Here is a 20,000-nt window from a genome sequence, read left to right on the forward strand (position 1 = left end):
TCCTGATGGCTCGCCGGAACATCGGCCGGACGAAAGTCCGGTCGGTGCTCGCGGCGCTCGGCATCGTCATCGGCGTCATCGCGATCGCGTCGCTGGGGATGTTCGGGCTCACGCTCAGATACCAGATAACAGAGAACTTCGACGACATCGCCAACCAGGTGACCGTCGAGCCGAATCGGGACGGCCGGCAAGCGCCCACCGCCATCTCGGAACGCGAGGTGAGAGACATCCGGCGGATCGCCGGAACGAGCGCGTCGGTCGTCCCGCTCCAGCAACAGCGGGCGCCGGTCTCGCTCGACAGGGGACCACCGCAGAACCGGTTCATGTACGCCGTCGACTCTCCGGCGGGGGTCTACGAGGCCAGCGAGGGGACCATCCCCGAGAACTTCCGGAGCGGTGCGCTCGTCGGCCAGCAGCTCGCGATGGAGTACGACCTCGAGCCGGGCAGTTCGATCTCGATCAACGGGTCGACGACGCGAGTGCGAGCGATCCTCGCTCCCGGCGGGACGGTCGGGTTCCTCCCGACGGCGAACGTGGTCGTCGTCCCGACGACGATGTTCCAGCAGCGGACCTACTCGCAGGTCATCGTCCAGGCGGAGGACAGTCAGGCCGCGAACGAGACCGCGATGGCCCTCCGTGAACAGCTCAACGACCGGCGCGACCGCTTCACCGTCGACGACAACGCCGATCTGGCCGACCAGATCGGGGAGACGTTCCAGGCGCTCAACCTCTTCCTGCTCGGCATCGGCTCTATCTCCCTGCTCGTCGCCGGCGTCAGTATCCTCAACGTCATGCTGATGAGCACCGTCGAGCGCCGCCAGGAGATCGGCGTCCTCCGGGCCGTCGGCTTCCAGAAGCGCGACGTCCTGAAGATCATGCTCTCCGAGGCGGTCCTCCTCGGCGTCGTGGGCGGGATCGTCGGCGTCGTCTTCAGCATGATCGCCGGCGGGTTGATCAACCACTTCATGCTCGACGACGCGCTGCTCGCGTTCCGCCCGGACAACTTCCTCTACGTCGGCCTGGCGTTCGCCTTCGGCGTCGGCACCAGCCTCCTCAGCGGCCTCTACCCGGCCTGGAAAGCCGCCAACGAACGCCCGGTCGACGCGCTCCGGAGCTGAAATCCGCGAAAATCCCCCTCTTCAGTCCGCACTGACGCTCAGCCGCGGCTCCGCCCGGTCGACGGTGACCGGCGCGAACTGCTCGAACCAGTCGGTCTCCTCGTCCTCGAAGGCGTCGAGGCAGTCCTGGACGGAGAAGTGGATCTCGCCGGATTCGTCGGCACACGGGAACACCGCCTGCAGGTCGCTCTCGGCGTAGACCGCCAGCGACGCCATCGGGAACACGACAACGTCCTGAACTACGTCGGTGCCGATGTAGGAGCGCTGTCGGCGCTCGAACGCCGGTTCGAGCCGGTAGCCGTTCTCGCGCGCCCACTCGCCGAACTCCTCGTAGGTTCGGACGGCCTCGTCCCGGCTGTCCTGTTCGGGCGTTCGGATGCGCTGCCAGGAGGCGTCGACGTCGGTGTCGGCCACGACGCCCTCGGCTCCGAGGTTCTCGACGCGCTGGAGGATCCGATTCTGCCGGTCGTAGCTGCCGTACGTGTCCCCGCGGAGGTATAGCTCGACGCGATAGTCTGTTGTGCTGGTCATGCTGGTTGTCACTTGATCGATTCCTCGAGTGGGTGCCTCAAAACGCTTTCCGCCGTATTCCTTCGAGGGGATTTAGGCCGCTAGAATGGCGCTGGTTAGCACTGCGTCGGTACTCGAAAGGCGTCCGGCACGTTCGATCGCCGGGGTGCCCTCACGGTCTTCGGTGGTGTGTCGCTCTCCCGGGTGCGCGATCAGAGCCACAGCGGCAGCGTTCGGCGCGAGTGCCGAGAGCCATCGGCTCGCTGTGCGTGCCACGCAGAAAGAAAGCCCGGGTCTCAGTCGTCGGCGGACGCCGTCTCGCCTGCGACGGGGACGTCGATCTCGTCGGCGTCGAGTTCGGCCTCGATCTCGCGGGCGGCCTGCACCATGTTCTCCATCTTCTGGTAGGCGATCTCGCGGGGCAGGAGCTTCAGGCCGCAGTCCGGGGAGATGGTCAGTTGCTCCGGGGGGACGACCTTGAAGCCCTGTTTGATGTTCTCCTTGATCTCCTCGACGGTCTCGACCTCGGCGGTGTGGTTGTCGACGACGCCGAGGGCGAGGTCGAGCGTGAACTCGGGGTCGGTGAACACGTCGATCTGCTCGTAGTTGCCGTTCGTGAGTTCCAGGTCGACCTCGTCGACGGGGTAGTCGAGGATCTCCGGGTAGATGCGGGAGTAGTCGCCGTAGCAGACGTGGACGCCGATGCGCACGTCCTCGGGGATGTCCTCGACGATGCGCTCGAGACACTCGCCGACGATGGCGTGGTCGTCGGGCGTCGTGGCGAGCGCGGGCTCGTCGATCTGGATGTAGCGGGCGCCGGCGTCGACCAGCTGCTCGATCTCCTCGTTGACGAGCTCGGCCAGGTCGTAGGCGAGCGCCGCGTCGTCCTCGTAGGCCTCGTTGAACGTCCAGCTGGCGAGGGTGTACGGGCCGGTGATGGGCACCTTGACCGGGCGGTCGGCGACCGAGTCGGTGAACTCGAACTCGTCGACGAGCCACTGCTCGCCGTACTCGACCTCGTCGGCGACGCTGGGTTTGTTGAAGTAGTTGTGTCCCCAGACCTTCACGCGGCCGTTGAACTCGTAGCCGTCGATGCGCTCGGCGAAGTACTCCACCATCTCGTTGCGGCGCATCTCGCCGTCGACGACGACGTCGAGGCCCGACCGCTCGTGCTCCTCGGTGATGAGGCGGGCGGCGTCGTCGGTGGCCTCCTCCCACTCCTCGTCGCCGAAGTTGGTGTCCTCGTCCTCGAGGAGGTCGCGGGCGTGGTCGAGCCACTTGGGCTTCTTGTAGCTGCCGACGACAGTCGTCAGCAGGAAGTGGTCGTTGTCGTGCTCGGCGGGGCGGAACTGCTCTCGGTTGTCTGCGGGTCGGTCACTCATGCTTTCACCTCCGTGCGCTCGACGGCGCCCAGCGCCGCGAGCTTCTCCTCGAACTTGCCCGACGGCAGGTAGAACGTCGGGGTGTTGATCGTCGCGTACGCCGTCTCGAAGTCGGTGCCGGGCGTGTTGGCGAGCGTCCACTCGACGCGCTCCGCGATCTCGTCGGGCTCCTCGACGAGCGTGTTCTGCCCGTCGACGATGCCCAGCGCCACGTCGTCGGTACAGCCGTACTCGCCGACGAGGTAGGCGTTGTCCTCGTGGTTGGCGACGAAGTCGAAGCCGACCGCGTCGATATCCGCGTCGAGCAGGTGCGCGTACACCTTCTCGTCGAGGGCGCCGTCGCCGCCGTGGGACTCCCAGTAGGTGTGGGTCACGACGTCGGCGTCTGCGGCCTGCGCGACGGTGTCGATTGCCTCGCTGGCGCGCTCGTCCGCGCCGTCGCCGGGCGGCGACTCCAGCAGGGACGGTTCGAGGAGGAACAGCGTCTCCACCTCGGGGAACTGCTCGGCCTCGCTCGCGAGGAAGTCGGCGAGCGCCGACTGGAACGCGGCCTCGTCGCCGTAGTGCTCGTCGGTCGCGAGCTGCGAGAGCGTGTACGGGCCGGGGAGGACGGCGTTCAGGCCGTCGTCGGTGAGCTCACCGGCGGCGTCGAGCTCGTGGGCCACGTCGCCCGTGGCGGTCAGGTCGTCGGTGACGACCGGCTCTCGGTAGAAGTTGTTATTGTCGAAGTAGCGGACGATGCCGCGCGTCTCGACCGAATCGGCGACCGAGAGCGGGTGGGTCAGCATGTCGTCCCACCGCAACTGGCCCTCGACCGGCAGGTCGATACCGGCGTCGGTCTGCAGTTCGACTATCTCCCGGCGCGCCCGGTCGTAGGCGTCGGTGATCTCCGCGCTCTCGTCGCCGGAGACCAGACCGCCTTTCTGTCGCCCCTTCAGATCCGCGAGTTCGTCCTTCGCCCAGTCCGGTAACGGGAACAGCCCGGGCGTCGTGGAAACTACCTCCGTCATTGAACCGAGATAGGACATGACGCCCTATAATATTTCTCATCTCTTTTGATGCGTTAGAGTAATTTCTGGCGGGTCGTCCACGGGCCGGCGACCCGTCACGCGGAGGTCCGTCGGTCGCCCGACCACCACGCGGCCACGATCGCGACGGTGACGGCGAACTGGCCGAGGACGAACGCGAGCGATCCGGGATCAGTTTCCAGTACTGGAATCGCCCAGGTGGTCCAGTTGAACGACGTGTGGACGAGGAGCATCGCGAGCAGGCTCCCGCCCGTCAGGTCGTAGAGCCACGTCATCACGACTGTCAGCATGACGATCGAGGCGACGAACCCCCAGATAGCCGTCTGGTAGTAGATGGTCTCTCCCGGGATGTAGAACAGCGGGAGGTGCCACAGTCCCCACAGCAGCCCGAGGACGACGCTCCCACCAAGGCGTCCGGCCCGGTCGACCAGGGGTTCGAGCGCGAACCCGCGCCAGCCGAACTCCTCCTGGAGCGGCCCGCCGAGGAGCAGGATGTACCCGAACGCGACGGGGAGGGCCACCGGCGCTCCCGCCCAGGGCGGCGTCGGGAGTCCCGCACCGGCGAAGCGGGCGTAGCCCGCGGCGACGGCGGCGACGAGCGGAAACAGGCCGAGTATCGGCACCCAGAGCCACCGGGGGAACCCGACGTCGACGGCCCTGCGAGCGAGGTCGGCGAGTCCCGAGCGCCCGCGTCGCCACGCGACTACGGCGATTCCGGCCACCGACGGACCGAATGCGCCCAGTGCGGGGAGACTCGGGGAACTGGCGAGGTAGCCGGTCTCGACGAGCGCCTGCGGTCCCCAGAACGCCCACGACCAGCCCAACGCGATGAGGAGGAAGACACCGAACGCGACCGGAGACGATCGAGTTCTGTCACTCATCACGGACGAATTCGGGACCGACTGCAATCAAAGCGTAGGCCTCGCGACCCCGGGCCGCCCTCGAACTGTCGCGGTCGACGCGGCCGGTGCGGCTGTGGCCCGTGTTCAGCCGTCGTCGAGAGCGAACCGCATCACCAGCAGCGTCTCGAAGGGGTGGGACTCGCTGGCTATCTCCTCGGCTTCGAGCCCGTTCGCCGCCGCCAGTGCTCGCACGGCGTCGGGGTCGGTGAGCGAACTCACGAGCAGGTACGCCGCACCGTCGGATGCCAGCACTCGCGCGACGTCGTCGAGGAAGGGTTCGATGGCCGCGCGGCCGTCCTCACCGCCGGAGAGCGCCCGCTCCATCCAGTCGTCCCACTCCCGCTCGGGCTCGGTCGGCAGATACGGCGGGTTGAACGTCACCACGTCGAACGCGCCGTCGCGAAACGCCGTCGTGAGGTCCGCCCGTACGGTGGGAATTCCGCTGTCGGCGGCCTGGCGGCAGGCGTGTGGGTTGAGGTCCGCGCCCACCGCGTCGGCGCCCGCGTCCCGCAGCCGCGCGGCGACGTAACCCGACCCCGTGCCCACGTCGAGCGCGCAATCGCCCGCTTCGACGCGTTCGACCACGGCGTCCGCGAGCAGTTTCGAGTCCTCCGCGGGCTGGTACACCTGCTCGACGTCTCGCTGGTCGGCGAGGCTCGGCGCTCCGTCGGTCCCGCCCCCGTCGGTCATGCCGACGGGTGCTCGCCCGGTTCCCCGACCTCGTACGCCAGCGTCGCCAGATCGGCGAACTCCGCCGGCGTCACCTTCCCGGCGCGGGCGCTCATCAGGTCCTCGTCCGCGGCCTCGACGACGGCGTCGGGATTGTCCAGCCCGGAGATGTGAGCAGTGTTCCTGACGGCGTTGCGCATCGTCTTCCGGCGCTGGGTGAACACGGCTTTCAGGAACTCCATGAAGAACTCCTCGTCGGGGATCTCGTAATCGGGGTCCCTGGGCGTGGTCCGAACGACCGCGCTCTGGACGGCCGGCGGCGGCGAGAACGCCTCCTTGGGCACGGGCTCGACGACTTCCACATCGGCGTAGTGGCCCGCGGTCACGGAGAGTCTGCCGTAGTCGTCCGTGTCCGGGTCGGCGGCCATCCGCTCGGCGAACTCCCGCTGGAACATCAGGATCATCGGCCGGCCCTCGGGCAACAGCCGGAAGGCCAGTTCGCTGGAGGGGCCGTACGGGAGATTCGAGATAGACGCCGTGAACGCCGGCAGGTCGACCTCGAGTGCGTCACCCTCGAGGACGGTGAGCCGTCCCTCGTCGATCTCGGCGGCGAACTCCCGGCGGAGGAAGGCAGCGAGATCCGGGTCGCGCTCGACGGCCGTCACGCGGTCGGCGACCGCGAGCAAGCGGTCGGTCAGCGCGCCCGTCCCCGCGCCGATCTCGAGGACGTGGGAGAGGTCGACGTCGACCGCCTCGGCGTAGCCGGGGAGGCGGTCGAGGACGCGGTCGTCGACCAGGAAGTGCTGGTCGTGGTCCGGGTCGCCGCGGACGCCGGCGCGCGCGAGGAGGGCGTCGGGGTCGCGCTCGCCCGTGGTCTCGGTCGCGTTCTCGCCGTTCATTCCTCGTCCTCGCGGCGGGCGAACGTCCGGTACTTCAGGTCGTCCTCGCGGATCTCTTCGAGGATCCGTTCGACGATGACCTCGCGGGGGTTGTGGAGCCCGTCGACGCGGTCTTCGAGCTCGTCGAAGCTCTCGAAGGGGCCCCGCTTTCGCTCGTCGAGGATCGAGTTACGGAGCTTCTTGCCGATGCCGGGCAGGAGGTTCAGCTGGTGGAGGCGGAGGGTGATCGGCTGGGCGTCGTTGTAGAAGTCGACGAAGCGGCGCTCCTCCTCGTCGACGAGGTCTTCGACGGCGTAGTCGAGTTCGGACTGCGCGCCGCCGGGGAGGTCCTCGTACTCCACTTCGCCGGTGCGCTCGATGGCGTCGGCCGACCGGTCGATCACCAGGTCGTCGCCGATGGAGACGTCCGCGTCGGCCGAGAGGACCACCTCGTATAGGCGGAAGTCCCCGCGGTCGAGCGCGTAGGCGAGGGGCTGTTTCTGGTACTGCGGACGGTCGTCCTCGGTCCGGCCGTGTGCGAGAAAGTCGAGGACGACGGCCGTGGGACCCCCCGACGCGTCGTCGCCGCGCTCGGTGTCGCTCATGACAGACGAGTAGGGCGAGACGGAACTTAAACCCCCGCAGTCGGGTGGTCGCGGGGAGAACGGTGCGCCGCGTCAGGCGTACTTCGCGACGACTTCGAGGATGGCGTCGAGTTCCTCGCCCGAGAGGGTGAACCGCTCCTGCGCGTAGATGGCGCGGAGCTCGTCCCGATCCATCGGGCGGAGGTTCGCGATCTTGTAGGCGGTCGGCTCGTCGACCTTCTCGAGTTCGAGCAGTTCCTCGACGAACTCGAGGGACTCCTCGGGGTCGAGGACGGCGAAGCGGTTGACGTGCTCGATGGCGCGCGCGAGTTCGTAGCGCATCTCGCGGTCCTCGTCGGCGGCGCGCTCGCGCTCGAGTTCCTCCAGGATCGCCTTCGTCTCGGCGACCGTGAGGTACTCTTCGTCGACTTTCTCCTTGAATATCGTCATTCCTGGCTGCGGAGGTGGGCCGGCTTGACGATGAGCGTCTTGTCGACCGTGCCGTCGACGATGGCGACCTTGTACGCGGCGCCCTGCTCGCCGACGACCTCGCCCGTGCGACCGTCGAAGCGCGGGTGGTAGCGCCCCTCGGGCACGCTCGGGTCGATCTTCAGGTGAACTTTCTCGCCCGTCTCGTACTCCGCGACGGCCCGCTGGGGCGGCGACGTTCCGCTCTCTCGCGGCTTGTTCCGGAGCTTCTTGCGCGTCTTCTTCTGGGGTCCGTTGGAGTTAGGCATTCGTGCGGTTGCGTTATCCGGTCGCGCATATAAAACGTGCGTTACGCGGTCGTCGCGCGGGCCGCGGTCGGTCAGTCGCCGCCCTCGCCGGCGCCGTCCGCGATCGGTTCCAGCCGCGTCTCGCCCGCGCTCGTCCCCGCCGGACCGCCGGACTCGACGGTGAAACTCCCCAGCAGGTCCCCGAGTTCGGCGACCTGTGACTCGATGGACGCGGCGGTGTCGGTCACCTCGTCGATGCTCGAGACCTGTTCGTCCGTCCGGTCCGCGGCGGTCCCGGCGCTCGTGGCGGTCCGGGCGCTGATCTCGGCGACGCGGTCGGCCAGCGTGACGACCTCCTGTGCGGTGTCGGCCTGGTCGGCCGTCGCCGAACTGATCTCCTGGACGCCGTCGTTGGTCTCGCGGACCTGCTCGGCGATATCGTCCAGGGCGTCCAGCGCGTCCTGCGTCGTCTCGACGCCGCCGACCACGTCCGAGCGCATCGACTCGATGTCCGCGACCGCCTCGCCGGTCCGCTCGGACAGCTGCGAGAGCAGGTCGTCGATCTGCTGGGTCGCCTCGCTGGTCTCCTCGGCGAGTTCCTTGACCTCGCTCGCGACGACGGCGAAGCCCTGCCCGGACTCGCCCGCGCGGGCCGCCTCGATGGAGGCGTTCAGCGCGAGCGTGTTGGTCTGGCTCGCGATGTCGTCGATGAGGTCGACGATCTCGGCGACGCGGTCGACCTCCTCGTCGAGCGCGCGGATCTCCTCGGCGGTCTCGGCGGTCCGGGACTCGATGGTCTCCATCTCCGACATCGCGTCCGTCGCCGCCGTCGACCCGTCCGAGGCCAGCGACTCCGTCTCGGCGGCCAGTTCCGCGACCGTGTCGGTCGTGGCGGCGACCTCCTCGACGGTCGCCGAGAGGTCGTTCATCTCCTCGGTGACCTCGCCGAGGTACTCGTCCTGCTCGTCGGCGTTGTCGGCGATCCCCGAGACGGCGTCGCTCACCTCCCGGCTCGTCTCCCTGACCGCCTGGGTCGCCGTCGTCGCTCGCGTCGTCGACTCGGCCACCTCGTCGGCGAACGAGCGCACCCGCGCGACCGTCTCCTCCAGGTCGCTCATGGTGTCGTTGAACGCCCGGGCGATCTCCGCCATCGCGTCGCTCTCCTCGTCGACGTCGAGCCGTCGCGTGAGGTCGCCGTCGGCGCAGGCCCTGATGGTCTCGCCGTAGTCGTCGGCGGTCGCTTCGAGGTGTTCCGTGAACTGCTCGGCAGTCTCGCGCTCCCGTTCGGCCTCTTTCCGTGCCTCCTCGGCCTCGGCGCGGGCCTCCTCGCGGGCGGTCTCGATCTCGTCGATGCGGTCGGCCAGCGAGTCGCGCATCGAGGCGAACCGCTCGTAGAGGACCCCGATCTCGTCGCGCCGGTGGGTCTCCAGGTCGACCCCCAGGTCGCCGTTCTCGATGGCTTCGGTCCTGTCGGCGAGCCCGCTGATCGAACGAGCGACCGGTCGCTCGACGACGACGCCGACGGTCCCGAGGCTGAACGCGACGAACAGGAGCACCAGGGCGAGGTAGAGCTTCGTCTCGGTCGGGACGGCGTAGGCGTCGGTCGTCGCGGTCGTCACGACCGCCATCCGCGCGCCGTCGACGCCGGCGTAACTGACGAGTTCGCCGTCCTGCTCGACGAGCGTCGCGTTCTGGTAGTCGTCGCTGGGGCTCAGGCTGGCGAGCGACGGGAAGTACTCCGTCCGATTGTGGAGGTTCTCCGCGCCGGGGCCCCCGTAGGCCGTGCGGAAGCGGTCGGGGTCGTCACCGTGGAGATAGGTCGCGTTCCGATAGAGCAGTTGCGTCCGGCTCTCGGCGGTCGCGTCGTCGAGGTCGAACGACTCCGGGATCGACACCTCGACCGCGGCGGCGTAGCCGATGCCGTACTGGGTCTGGCTCACGAACGCGATGCGGGTGTCGTCGTTCACCCGGTAGGCGTCGGTCGTCCGAACCGACGTGATGCCGGAGCGTTCGAGGTCGATGGCGGCGAGCCACGGGAGCCGCTCGGTGGGCCGATCACCGAGGGAGTTCGAACTGGCGACGAGGCTCCCCTCGTCCCAGGAGATGTAGTGGACGCCGACGACCTCGCCCGGCATCGAGCGCTCGACGCTCTTGAGGTGCGTGTCCAGCGACGCCTCCTCGTCCGGTCGTAGCTTCCCGGACTGGGAGACCAGCTGCGTCGAGGCGGTGTACTGACTGTGCCAGTTGGCGACCTGTTCGGCGTTGCGCTCCGTCGTCGACTGGAACTGGTCCTGGACGGCGTCCCGCTGTGACCGCTGCTCGGCCACGTAGACGCCGCCGAGGACGACCATGAGGACGAGAAGTATCAGCGCAACTGCCGCTGCGAACTGGCGCACGTAACTGCGCCGAATCGAGTCGGGGAGGTACGTCGATATCCGACGGTCCATACCTACTCCGTCCGCGGACCGCGAGTTAAGGATTCCTAGCCAATCTCAGAGTTGATAAGACTCTGTTGCTGACAGGGCGAGCTCCGATACGGCTCAGGAGTGTACTGGAATGCCTGATACCGGGAACCGGGAGTGGTCGCTGCCGGTGGAGACGGAGAGTTGTCGCGTCGGAGAGGGAAGGCTGGCGCTACGGAGACGGAGAGTTGTCGCCACGGAGAGGGAAGGCTACGCGACGGTGGCGCTGCTGGGGGGTCGTGCTGTAAGGACGGAGACTGTCGCGTCGACGGTTCAGAGGCGGCCGACGTCGCCGACTTCGACGGACTCGACGCCTTCGACGTCGGTGAAGGCCTCCTCGACGGCCTCGGTACCGCCGGCCTCGTCGGGGACGACGACGGTCGGGAGCAGGGCGACGAGGCCGAAGGCCACGTCGTCGCGCTCGAAGCCGCTGACTTTCGCGCCCTCGGGGAGGGACTGCTCGAGGCGCTCCTGGAGCGCGTCGAGGTCGACCTCGGGGCTCTGGGGCATGACCTTGATCTGCGCGGCGACTTTCCCCATCGTTACGGCCCCATGAACCCGCAGTCCGGGCACTCGTAGAGGTTGCTCTGCTTGCGGCACTTGGCGCAGCGGTAGATCTGCTGGCCGCAGTCGGGACACTTGAACGCGGCCGCGTTCGTGCCGGCGATGTTGATGCCACACGAGACGCACTTTTGCTTGCGTTTCTGTTGGCTCTCGCTCATACCAGTCCGTATCCTCTCACGGGTTTTAACCGTTATTACCTGCGTCGGCCAGGCGCGATCGTCGCACTCGGCCGAACAGCGACCCGATCAACCGAAGTTCTCGACTTTCGCGGCGTCGGGCTCGCCCCCGGCAGTGGCGATGGCCGACGTGGCGTCGTCGAGGAACTCCGCGAAGCCGTACACGAACACCTGCGTATCGTCGGTCAGCACGTCCGCGACGGACGATTCGAGGGGCGACTCGGGGGCGAGGACGGCGACCGACACGCCGCGCTCGCTCAGCGCGGTCAGTCGCTCGTCGTGGATCGGCGCCCCGTCCTGATAGACGATGGCCGCCTCCCCGCCGTCGTCCAGCGCGCGCTCCGCGATCCCGATCGCCGGGCCGACCCCCGGCCCGCCCGCCAGGATCAACACGTGCTCCTCGTCCTCGTAGTAGGCGTTCCCGAAGGGGCCCGACACCTCGACGGTGTCCCCGGCTTCCAGCTCGGCGAGCTCCGGCCCGACCTCGCCCTCGGGGTCGATGCCGACCGTGATCTCGAAGGTCTCGCGCACGTCGGGTGAAGAGATGGTGTAGAAGCGGGACTCCTCGACGCCTTCGAGCGCGACCTTGACGAACTGGCCGGGGCGAGCGGCGAACCCGTCGGGCGTCTCGAAGTCGATGGCGACGGCGTCCTCGCCGACGGACTCGACGGCGACGACGGTGACCTCGGTGTCTTCCATGCTCGGCGTTCACAGGCCGCGGCGCAAGGCACTTTCGTTCCGTGCGGCCGACGGACGGCGCTGGACGTTCGTCGACCGAACGCGTTCATAAATAGAGGACAGTGTTACCGCTTGTTCGAAACTGCCGATTTCCGCCCGTGCGTCCACTTCTGCGACGGAAGTATGGGTCGAAATCCGGGGCCATTACAGAAGTCTTTTTGCCGGGCAGAGGATACTCCAATGCAGTATGCCCGAGGACCTTAACTGGGCCATCGGCGGTGAAGCCGGTGACGGGATCGCGTCTACCGGGAAGATATTCGCACAGGCACTCTCGCGTGCCGGCCGTCACGTCTTCACCTCGAAGGACTTCGCGTCGCGGATCCGGGGCGGGTACACCGCCTACAAGATCCGCACGTCGGTCGACCGCGTCGAGAGCGTCGTCGACAGGCTCGACATCCTCATCGCGCTCACCGAGCGCACTATCGACGAGAACATGGACGAACTGCACGAGGGGAGCGTCGTCATCTACGACGGCGAGCGCTCCACGATGCAGGACGTCGAAGTTCCGGATGAGATGATCGGCCTGTCGGTTCCGCTCCAGCGACTCGCCGAGGACGCCGGTGGCGCCATCATGGCGAACATCGTCGCCCTGGGCGCGGCCTGCGAAGTGGCGCAGTTCCCCATCGAGAATCTGGACGAATCACTGGACAAACGCTTCGGCGACAAGGGCGAGGCCATCGTCGAGAACAACAAGGAGGCCGCCCGACTGGGCCAGCAGCACGTCCAGGAGGAGTACGACCACGAGTTCGACTACGACATCGAGACCACGGACGAGGACTACGTCCTGCTCAACGGCGACGAGGCCATCGGCATGGGCGCCATCGCCGCGGGCTGTCGGTTCTACTCGGGCTACCCGATCACGCCCGCGACCGACGTGATGGAGTACCTGACCGGCCGCATCGAGCAGTACGGCGGCAAGGTCGTCCAGGCGGAGGACGAACTCTCCGCCATCAACATGGCCCTCGGCGCCGCCCGCGCCGGCGCACGCGCCATGACGGCCACCTCCGGGCCGGGGATCGACCTGATGACCGAGACGTTCGGCCTGGTCGCCACCACGGAGACGCCGCTCGTCATCTGTGACGTGATGCGCTCCGGTCCCTCGACCGGGATGCCGACCAAGCAGGAACAGGGCGACCTCAACATGACGCTGTACGGCGGCCACGGCGAGATTCCGCGGTTCGTCGTCGCGCCGACTTCGGTCTCCGAGTGTTTCTGGAAGACCGTCGAGGCGTTCAACTACGCCGAGAAGTACCAGACGCCGGTCTACCTGGTGTCGGACCTCGCGCTCGCGGTCACCGAGCAGACGTTCTCGCCGGAGACCTTCGACATGGACGAGGTCGAGATCGACCGCGGCAAGGTCGTCGACGAGTCCGAGATCGACAGCTGGCTCAACGAGAAAGGGCAGTTCCAGCCCCACTTCCCGTCCGCCGACGGCATCAGCCCGCGGACGTTCCCGGGCACGACCGACGGCGCACACATGACCACCGGCCTCGAACACGACGAACTCGGTCGCCGGACCGAGGAAGAGGAGGTCCGCATCGAGCAGGTCGACAAGCGCACGCAGAAGGTCGAGACCGCCAAGGAGGAGGAGGACTGGGACTACCGCGAGTTCGGCGACCCGGACGCGGACACACTCGTCATCTCCTGGGGCTCCAACGAGGGCGCCATGCGCGAGGCGCTCGGATTCCTCGACGACCGCGGTCACGACGTGCGTTTCATCTCGGTGCCCTACATCTTCCCCCGGCCCGATCTGTCGGAAGAGATCGAGCAGGCCGACGACGTGATCGTCGTCGAGTGTAACGCCACCGGCCAGTTCGCGGACGTCATCGAGCACGACGTGCTCGAACGCGTCCAGCGGGTCAACAAGTACAACGGCGTCCGCTTCAAGGCGGACGAACTCGCGACGGACATCGAGAACACACTCTCCGGTGCCGACACCGGCACGACGGAGGTGGAGGCAGAATGAGCTCCGACGTTCGATTCACAGACTTCAAATCCGACAAGCAACCGACGTGGTGTCCCGGCTGCGGCGACTTCGGGACGATGAACGGCATGATGAAGGCCCTCGCCGAGACGGGCAACGACCCCGACAACACGTTCGTGGTCGCCGGCATCGGGTGTTCCGGCAAGATCGGCACCTACATGCACAGCTACGCGCTCCACGGCGTCCACGGCCGCGCCCTGCCCGTCGGCATCGGCGTCAAACTCGCCAACCCGAACCTCGAAGTGATGGTCGCGGGCGGCGACGGCGACGGCTACTCCATCGGCGCCGGACACTTCGTCCACGCCGTCCGCCGCAACGTGGACATGTCCTACGTCGTCATGGACAACCGCATCTACGGCCTCACCAAGGGCCAGGCGTCGCCGACCTCGCGCCAGGACTTCGAGACGAGCACCACTCCCGAGGGCCCCCAGATGCCCCCGGTTAACCCGCTCGCCCTCGCGCTCGCCTCCGGCGCGACGTTCATCGCCCAGTCGTTCTCCTCGGACTCCCAGCGTCACGCCCAGATCATCCAGGAGGCCATCGAGCACGACGGCTTCGGCTTCGTGAACACGTACTCGCCGTGCGTCACCTTCAACGACGTCGACACCTACGACTACTTCCGCGACTCCATCGTCGACCTCGAGGAGGAGGGCCACGACCCCACCGACCGACAGGCGGCCAAAGAGAAGATCCTCGAGGGCGACAAGGAGTACATGGGCGTCATCTACCAGGACGAGAACTCCGTCCCGTGGGAGGAACGCGAGGGCATCGACCAGAACATGTCCGACATCCCCGACGGCGCCCCCGACGACGCGATGGACCTGGTTCGAGAGTTCTACTAAACCATCTTTTTCCGCGCGGGGTTTCCTCGCGCGCCTCCGGCGCGCTGCGGGGAACCCCGCACGCAAAAACATGGGTGAAAAAGGCCGGACGCCTCGCTCACTCCGTTCGCTCGCGTCCGGTGAACCGGCGCCTGCGGCGCCGGACGTTACCCGCAACCGCCTCCGCGACCGCAACGGCTACCGCGACCGCAACTGTCTCCGCCACCGCGACCGCCTCCGCTACCGCAACCCCCTCACTACCGCCTTCCACTCCTTTCAGCCGGAAATCACTTGACCGGTCCCGCTCTCAGTTCTCGACGTGAAGCGTCTCGGGACCGCGCTGGTCGCCCTCCTCGCGCTGGTCGCGCTCGCGGGAGCCGCGGGCACGTTCGACGCCGTCCAGGAGCCGTCGTTCACCGACGAGGAGACCCCGGTCGACGGCCCGAAATTCACCGACGTACCGCCGCCCACCGGCGCGCCCGGCGGCGCCGACGACTCCGCCGCTCGACACTCACCGACCGAGACGGCCGCCGGTGCGGGTGACAGCGGCGGCGTCTCGCCGATCGTCGTCCCGACCGTCGTCGGGTCCCTCTTCGCGAGCGCGCTGTTCGCCGTCTTCCTGACCGGCGACGACGAGCGCGCTCCAGACGCTCCCGCCGCGACCGACGACGCCGAGACCGGTCCCGAACCGACCGTCGAACCCGACTACGACTCACCGGGAGAGAACGCGGTCGCCCGAGCGTGGCAGCGGTTGCGCGGGCGCGTCGACGCGGACGACGAGACGGCCACTCCCGGCGAAGTCGCCGCACGCGCCCTCGACCGGCGACTCCCGGACGAACCGGTATCGACGCTCACGGACGAGTTCCGGGCCGTGCGCTACGGGGACGAACCCGCAACCGACGAGCGGGTCTCGAACGCGACCGACGCGGCGGCGACTCTCTCCGAGGCGGGCGCTCCCCCCGACGACCAGCCCGATTCTCCGCCGGACCACGGTCGATAAAAACTTGTAGATGGGGTGAACACTCCCGTTCGTGAAACGGTTCGCGACCGCCCTGATCGCCCTCCTCGCGCTGGTCGCACTCGTCACCGCCGCCGGGTCGCTCGGCGACGGTGTCGACCAGCCACGACTCGGTGTCGAGTCGACGACGGTCGCACCCGCGCCCGAATCCCCGAGCGCAGGTGGGGTCGGAGAAGGCCCGAACGCGACCCAGTCCGCCGAGGTCGTCGACACGGAAGCGACTGCTCCGGCCGAATCCGGCGACGGGGACGGCGGTATCTCGTCGCTCTTCGTCGTCGCGCTCGTCGGGGGACTCCTCCTCGCAGCGGCGCTGGCCGTGTTACTGACCGACGACGACGCGCGAGCACCACCACGCAAGGATGACGACGACGGCGGCGAGACCACTGAACCCCCTACGCCCGCAGTCGACCCGGCCTACGACTCGCCGGCCGAGAACGCCGTCGTGGGCGCCTGGCGCCGACTCACCGAGCGCGTCGACGGCGTCGACGACTCGACGACGCCGGGGGAAGCCGCGTCCGCGGCCGTCGACCGCGGCTTCCCGACCGAGGCGGTCGAGGGTATCACGGGCCAGTTCGAAGCAGTGCGCTACGGGCGAGAACAGGCGAACAGCGAGCGCGAGCGCCGTGCCAGCGAACTCGCGGGGCGTCTCGACGCGGTCGACCAGCACCGGAGCGGCGCGAACGGGAAGCGCGGCGACGGAGGTGACGGCGCGTGAACGCTCGCCGAGCGCTGCTCGGCGTCGGGTTCGGTGCCGTCGCCGTCGGCGTCGCGCTGACGCTCCGGCCGGGGCTCGTCCGATTCGACTTCGCGACGCTGCTGACGCTCGGCATCTGGGCCGTCGCGCTGGTCGGGGGCGCGCTCGCGGCGTTCGAACGCCTCGGCAGCGAGCGGACGACCGGCGGCGGACTCCCGCGGGCGGGCGAACGGCCCGACTACGACGTGCCGGGCGACGACCTCGCGGCGGCGGTCGGCGCGGTCGGCGTCGGCGAACGCGACGCGGCCGAACGCGACCGCATCCGCGAACGCCTGCGGGACGCCGCCGTCGACGCGCTCGACCGGTACGAGGGCGTCCCACCCGCGGAGGCCGAACAGCGACTGGTCGACGGGTCGTGGACCGGTGACTCCGAGGCAGCGGCGCTGTTCACGGACGTTGACGACTCCCCACACGAGGGCGTCGAATCGGGGTTCGACCGGCGGGCCGAGCGGGCCGCCGCGGCGGTCGCTCGACTCCGGGACGGAACTGACGGGGACGCCACGGCCCGGCGACGCGGAGGTGTCGCCGATGACTGACGGGGCCGCGCTGGGGGCGGGACTGGCTCGCGGGGAAGAACGGCTCGAACGGACGGGTCGCTGGAACGGCGTCTACGGCCTCGCGCTCGTCGCGACGGCGGTCGGCATCCTCGTCGGCACGCCCGTCGTGATCCTCGCCGGCCTCGCGGGCGTCGGGTTCGCCGCGTACAGCCGATTCACGGACGCGCCCGACCCCGCGCTCGCCGTCGAGCGCCACGTCAGCGACACCGACCCGGACCCCGGCGACACCGTCCGGGTGACACTCACCGTGACGAACGAGAGCGGCGCCACGCTGCCGGACCTCCGGTTTTGCGACGACGTGCCCGCCGGACTGGAAGTCGTCGAGGGGACGGCCCGACACACGACGGCGCTCCGGCCCGGCAAACGCGCCTCCATCGCCTACGAGTTCGAGGCGGTGCGCGGGCGCCACGAGTTCGACAGCCTCACCGTCGTGACCCGCGATCTGAGCGGCGCGAGCCGACGGGTCAGTCGACAGGCGACCGACCGCTCGACGGTCGTCTGCCGGCCGCGCTACGACGAACGCTCGGTCCCCCTTGGCGACCTGGCGACCCAGTTGACGGGGAGCCGGCCCGTCTCCGCGACCGGCGAGGGGCTCGCCTTCCACTCGCTGCGCGAGTACCGGACCGGCGACTCCCTCGCCAGCATCGACTGGAACCGTTTCGCGAAGGACGGCGCCCTCGCGACGCGGCGATTCGACCAGCCCCGGACGGTGAAAGTCGTCCTGCTGGTCGACGCCCGGCGACCGGCGTACGTGACGGCGGCGGGCGACCGGCGACCGGGCGTCGACGTCTGTGCACACGCGGCTGGCGCGCTCGTCGGCGGACTCACGGACGGAGGCTGTCACGTCGGGCTGGCGGCGCTCTCCCCGCGGTCGCTGTGGCTCCCGCCGGCGTCGGGTCGGACCCACCGCGAACGACTCCTCGACGCGCTCACGACCGACGAGGCGTTCGGCTGGCGCCCCCCGGAGTCGGCGACGGACGACGGCTTCGACCGACTGCGCTCGCAGTTGCCCGGCGACGCGCAGGTGGTGTTCTGTTCGCCGTTCGTCGACGACCGGGCCGTCGACGTCGCTCGCGCGCTCGACGCGCGCGGCCACGACGTGACCGTCGCGAGCCCGGACGTGACCGCGACGGACTCCGCCTACCGACGCCTCGCCGGGACGGAACGACGGCTCAGGCTCGACGAGTGCCGGCGCACCGGCATCCCCGTCGTCGAGTGGTCGGAAGGCGACGGTGGCGGCGGCACCCGTTCGGCGCGGCCGTCGGACGCGTCGCCGCAGTCCGACAGGGCCGTCGCGACCGACGGAGGTGGTGCCGGATGGCGGTGAGGCGCGTCGACGACAGGCGGCGACCGCGAGTGAGTCACGGGCTCGCCGTGCTGGCCTCGTTCGCCGTTCTGTCGGCCGTGCAGGGGTCGACAGTCGCTGTCCTGATCGGAGCGGCGGGAGGCCTCACGCTCGCGGCGGCACTGGTCCGCCGGTCGGAGCCGACGGTCGTCTTCGCGGGCGCGACGCTGTTCGCCGCGACGGTGCTCGCAGGGACCGGGCCGGCCGGGCCCGAGGCGGTACTGGTCGGGGCGTTCGGTGCGGTGCTCGCGGCCGACGTGGGCACCTTCGCGCTCGGGATCGACCGTGACGCCGACGCGGCGGTCGCGACGACGCGGGTCGAACTGCTCCACGCGGTCGGGAGCGCGAGCGTCGCGACTCTCACCGCCGGCGTCGGATACGTGCTGTTCGAGAGCGCGCCGACCGGGGGGTCGCTGGGCGTCGTCGCGCTCCTGCTCGGCGGGGTCGTGCTCGCGGCGCTCCTGCGGGAGTGAACGCGACACACCCGTTCGGTGCGTTCAGCAACACTGATTACGGAGACGCCGGACCAATTCCTATGAGCGATCGCTTTGACGTGGTGATAGCGGGGGCGGGGCCCGCTGGGGCGCAGTGCGCACGCGATCTGGCGGCGAGAGATTACGAGGTGCTCGTACTCGAGACCGAGCCCGAGGACGGCTTCCCGCGTCAGAGCAACAAGTCGACCGCCGGCACCTTCCCCTCGATGATGGCGTCGTTCAACGTCCCGGACGACGTCGTGATGAACTTCACCGAGACCGTCGTGCTGGAGTCCCCGAACGACCACTTCGTCCGCGAACAGCCCGGCGCCGTCCTGGAGTTCGCCGAGTTCAAACAGTGGCTCGTCGCCGAGGGTCGCGCGAACGGCGCGGAGTACCGCTTCGACTCGCGCGCCTCGAAGCCGATCACCGAGGACGGCGACGTCGTCGGCGTCCGATACGACGGGAACGAGGAGGTGTACGCCGACGTCGTGATCGACGCCACCGGGCCGGCGGCGCCCCTCGCCAAGGAACTCGGCGTCAGCGACCTCAAGCGCGGTCGTCAGGCCATCGGCGTCGAGTACGAGTTCGAGGGCGTCGACGCCGACCACCCCGACTTCGCGGACTGCCGGGACGCGATGATGCTCCGCCTCGACCACGACCTCGCGCCGGGCGGGTACTCCTGGCTGTTCCACACCGGCGAGGACACGGCGAAGGTCGGGCTCTGTTACATCCAGAACGACAGCCACCGCTCGTACGCGAAGGAAGGGATGGGTATCGACGACTACCTGGAGTACTGGCTGGAGTCGGACCCACGCTTCGAGGACGCGGTCCGGCTGCAGGACAAGCAACACCGCGGCTCGGCCCACATCCAGAAACCGGGGAAGCTGTACACTGACAGCTTCATGGCTATCGGCGACACGGTGCCGTCCATCGACCCGCTGTGGGGCGAGGGGATCCACAAGGGCATGCGCTCGGCGCGGGCCGCTGCCGCGGTGGCCGACAGGGCACTGACCGGCGAACGCGACACGTCGGCCGAGCAGATGCAGATCTACGAGAAGCTCTGGCACACGGAGGTCGCGCCGAAGATGAACACGCGCCTGTTGATGACCCAGCTGCTGTATCACGCGCCCAACGAGCGCTACGACAGGCTGATGGCGGACCTCCAAGCGGCCGACGGCGACACGCTCGCGAAAGTCAACGACGGCAACCGGCTGGCGATGCACGAGTTGATCCACCTGAGCGACCTGCCGCTGCTCGCGCGCTTCGCGCGGGAACGCCTGGGTTACTGACGGCGGAGGCGGCCGGACGACGGCGTTCT

General features: G+C 68.8%; 22 protein-coding genes. 9 read left to right on the forward strand and 13 right to left on the reverse strand.

Features of this window, described 5'->3' with window-relative positions; translation table 11 throughout:
- The first annotated feature begins 5 nt into the window (after window positions 1-5).
- On the forward strand, window positions 6-1,118 hold the full coding sequence (locus D1409_RS12690) for an ABC transporter permease (protein ID WP_123537632.1): 1,113 nt from the start codon (window positions 6-8) through the stop codon (window positions 1,116-1,118).
- Window positions 1,119-1,139: 21 nt separating this feature from the next.
- Here the strand turns inward: D1409_RS12690 and D1409_RS12695 are convergent, their stop codons facing one another.
- The 13 genes from D1409_RS12695 to D1409_RS12755 form a co-directional block, all read right to left on the reverse strand.
- Entirely contained in the window at window positions 1,140-1,649 is a 510-nt protein-coding gene (locus tag D1409_RS12695) for an HTH domain-containing protein (RefSeq protein ID WP_123537352.1), read from the reverse strand.
- A 275-nt stretch (window positions 1,650-1,924) separates the two neighbouring features.
- Window positions 1,925-3,010 (reverse strand): methionine synthase, encoded by a 1,086-nt coding sequence (locus D1409_RS12700; RefSeq protein ID WP_123537353.1) that lies wholly within the window; start codon window positions 3,008-3,010, stop codon window positions 1,925-1,927.
- On the reverse strand, window positions 3,007-4,020 hold the full coding sequence (locus D1409_RS12705; RefSeq protein ID WP_123537354.1) for a 5-methyltetrahydropteroyltriglutamate--homocysteine methyltransferase: 1,014 nt from the start codon (window positions 4,018-4,020) through the stop codon (window positions 3,007-3,009). Before D1409_RS12705 ends, D1409_RS12700 begins: the two co-directional genes overlap by 4 nt.
- A gap of 95 nt (window positions 4,021-4,115) precedes the next feature.
- A complete protein-coding gene (locus D1409_RS12710) occupies window positions 4,116-4,919 on the reverse strand; it encodes a CPBP family glutamic-type intramembrane protease (RefSeq protein ID WP_123537355.1) in 804 nt (267 codons plus the stop codon).
- A 105-nt stretch (window positions 4,920-5,024) separates the two neighbouring features.
- Window positions 5,025-5,630 carry a HemK2/MTQ2 family protein methyltransferase gene (locus tag D1409_RS12715; protein ID WP_123537356.1) on the reverse strand — a complete coding sequence of 202 codons (606 nt, stop codon included), beginning with the start codon at window positions 5,628-5,630 and terminating at the stop codon, window positions 5,025-5,027.
- Window positions 5,627-6,508: a 16S ribosomal RNA methyltransferase A gene (locus D1409_RS12720; protein ID WP_123537357.1), complete on the reverse strand. Its 882-nt coding sequence runs from the start codon at window positions 6,506-6,508 to the stop codon at window positions 5,627-5,629. The genes D1409_RS12715 and D1409_RS12720 overlap by 4 nt, the downstream gene beginning before the upstream one ends.
- A complete protein-coding gene (locus D1409_RS12725) occupies window positions 6,505-7,092 on the reverse strand; it encodes a DUF655 domain-containing protein (RefSeq protein ID WP_123537358.1) in 588 nt (195 codons plus the stop codon). Before D1409_RS12725 ends, D1409_RS12720 begins: the two co-directional genes overlap by 4 nt.
- 72 nt (window positions 7,093-7,164) lie before the next feature.
- Window positions 7,165-7,521: an RNA polymerase Rpb4 family protein gene (locus D1409_RS12730; RefSeq protein WP_123537359.1), complete on the reverse strand. Its 357-nt coding sequence runs from the start codon at window positions 7,519-7,521 to the stop codon at window positions 7,165-7,167.
- The gene (locus tag D1409_RS12735; protein ID WP_123537360.1) at window positions 7,518-7,808 is read right to left on the reverse strand and encodes a 50S ribosomal protein L21e; all 291 of its coding nucleotides are present in this window, start codon (window positions 7,806-7,808) and stop codon (window positions 7,518-7,520) included. Before D1409_RS12735 ends, D1409_RS12730 begins: the two co-directional genes overlap by 4 nt.
- 71 nt (window positions 7,809-7,879) lie before the next feature.
- Window positions 7,880-10,234 (reverse strand): methyl-accepting chemotaxis protein, encoded by a 2,355-nt coding sequence (locus tag D1409_RS12740; protein ID WP_123537361.1) that lies wholly within the window; start codon window positions 10,232-10,234, stop codon window positions 7,880-7,882.
- Window positions 10,235-10,522: 288 nt separating this feature from the next.
- Window positions 10,523-10,789 carry an elongation factor 1-beta gene (locus D1409_RS12745; protein ID WP_123537362.1) on the reverse strand — a complete coding sequence of 89 codons (267 nt, stop codon included), beginning with the start codon at window positions 10,787-10,789 and terminating at the stop codon, window positions 10,523-10,525.
- 2 nt (window positions 10,790-10,791) lie between these two features.
- A complete protein-coding gene (locus D1409_RS12750) occupies window positions 10,792-10,971 on the reverse strand; it encodes an HVO_2753 family zinc finger protein (protein ID WP_123537363.1) in 180 nt (59 codons plus the stop codon).
- An 87-nt stretch (window positions 10,972-11,058) separates the two neighbouring features.
- Window positions 11,059-11,688 carry an FAD-dependent oxidoreductase gene (locus tag D1409_RS12755; protein WP_123537364.1) on the reverse strand — a complete coding sequence of 210 codons (630 nt, stop codon included), beginning with the start codon at window positions 11,686-11,688 and terminating at the stop codon, window positions 11,059-11,061.
- Between the two features lie 226 nt (window positions 11,689-11,914).
- Between D1409_RS12755 and D1409_RS12760 the strand changes: the two genes are divergently transcribed.
- The 8 genes from D1409_RS12760 (at window position 11,915) to D1409_RS12800 (ending at window position 19,971) form a co-directional block, all read left to right on the forward strand.
- A complete protein-coding gene (locus tag D1409_RS12760) occupies window positions 11,915-13,693 on the forward strand; it encodes a 2-oxoacid:acceptor oxidoreductase subunit alpha (protein WP_123537365.1) in 1,779 nt (592 codons plus the stop codon).
- On the forward strand, window positions 13,690-14,553 hold the full coding sequence (locus tag D1409_RS12765; RefSeq protein ID WP_123537366.1) for a 2-oxoacid:ferredoxin oxidoreductase subunit beta: 864 nt from the start codon (window positions 13,690-13,692) through the stop codon (window positions 14,551-14,553). The genes D1409_RS12760 and D1409_RS12765 overlap by 4 nt, the downstream gene beginning before the upstream one ends.
- Window positions 14,554-14,851: 298 nt before the next feature.
- On the forward strand, window positions 14,852-15,532 hold the full coding sequence (locus tag D1409_RS12775; RefSeq protein WP_123537368.1) for a DUF4129 domain-containing protein: 681 nt from the start codon (window positions 14,852-14,854) through the stop codon (window positions 15,530-15,532).
- A 31-nt stretch (window positions 15,533-15,563) separates the two neighbouring features.
- A complete protein-coding gene (locus tag D1409_RS12780; RefSeq protein ID WP_123537369.1) occupies window positions 15,564-16,265 on the forward strand; it encodes a DUF4129 domain-containing protein in 702 nt (233 codons plus the stop codon).
- Window positions 16,262-16,840, forward strand: coding sequence for a DUF7269 family protein (locus D1409_RS12785; RefSeq protein ID WP_123537370.1), 579 nt, complete (start codon window positions 16,262-16,264; stop codon window positions 16,838-16,840). Before D1409_RS12780 ends, D1409_RS12785 begins: the two co-directional genes overlap by 4 nt.
- Window positions 16,833-18,188: a DUF58 domain-containing protein gene (locus D1409_RS12790; RefSeq protein ID WP_164471669.1), complete on the forward strand. Its 1,356-nt coding sequence runs from the start codon at window positions 16,833-16,835 to the stop codon at window positions 18,186-18,188. Before D1409_RS12785 ends, D1409_RS12790 begins: the two co-directional genes overlap by 8 nt.
- Complete coding sequence (locus tag D1409_RS12795) at window positions 18,179-18,679, forward strand: DUF7519 family protein (RefSeq protein ID WP_123537372.1); 501 nt, start codon at window positions 18,179-18,181, stop codon at window positions 18,677-18,679. The genes D1409_RS12790 and D1409_RS12795 overlap by 10 nt, the downstream gene beginning before the upstream one ends.
- Before the next feature lie 62 nt (window positions 18,680-18,741).
- Window positions 18,742-19,971, forward strand: coding sequence for a digeranylgeranylglycerophospholipid reductase (locus D1409_RS12800; RefSeq protein WP_123537373.1), 1,230 nt, complete (start codon window positions 18,742-18,744; stop codon window positions 19,969-19,971).
- Window positions 19,972-20,000: the final 29 nt, after the last annotated feature.

Origin of the sequence: Halosimplex salinum, from assembly GCF_003730195.1 — an archaeon.
GTDB lineage: Archaea > Halobacteriota > Halobacteria > Halobacteriales > Haloarculaceae > Halosimplex > Halosimplex salinum.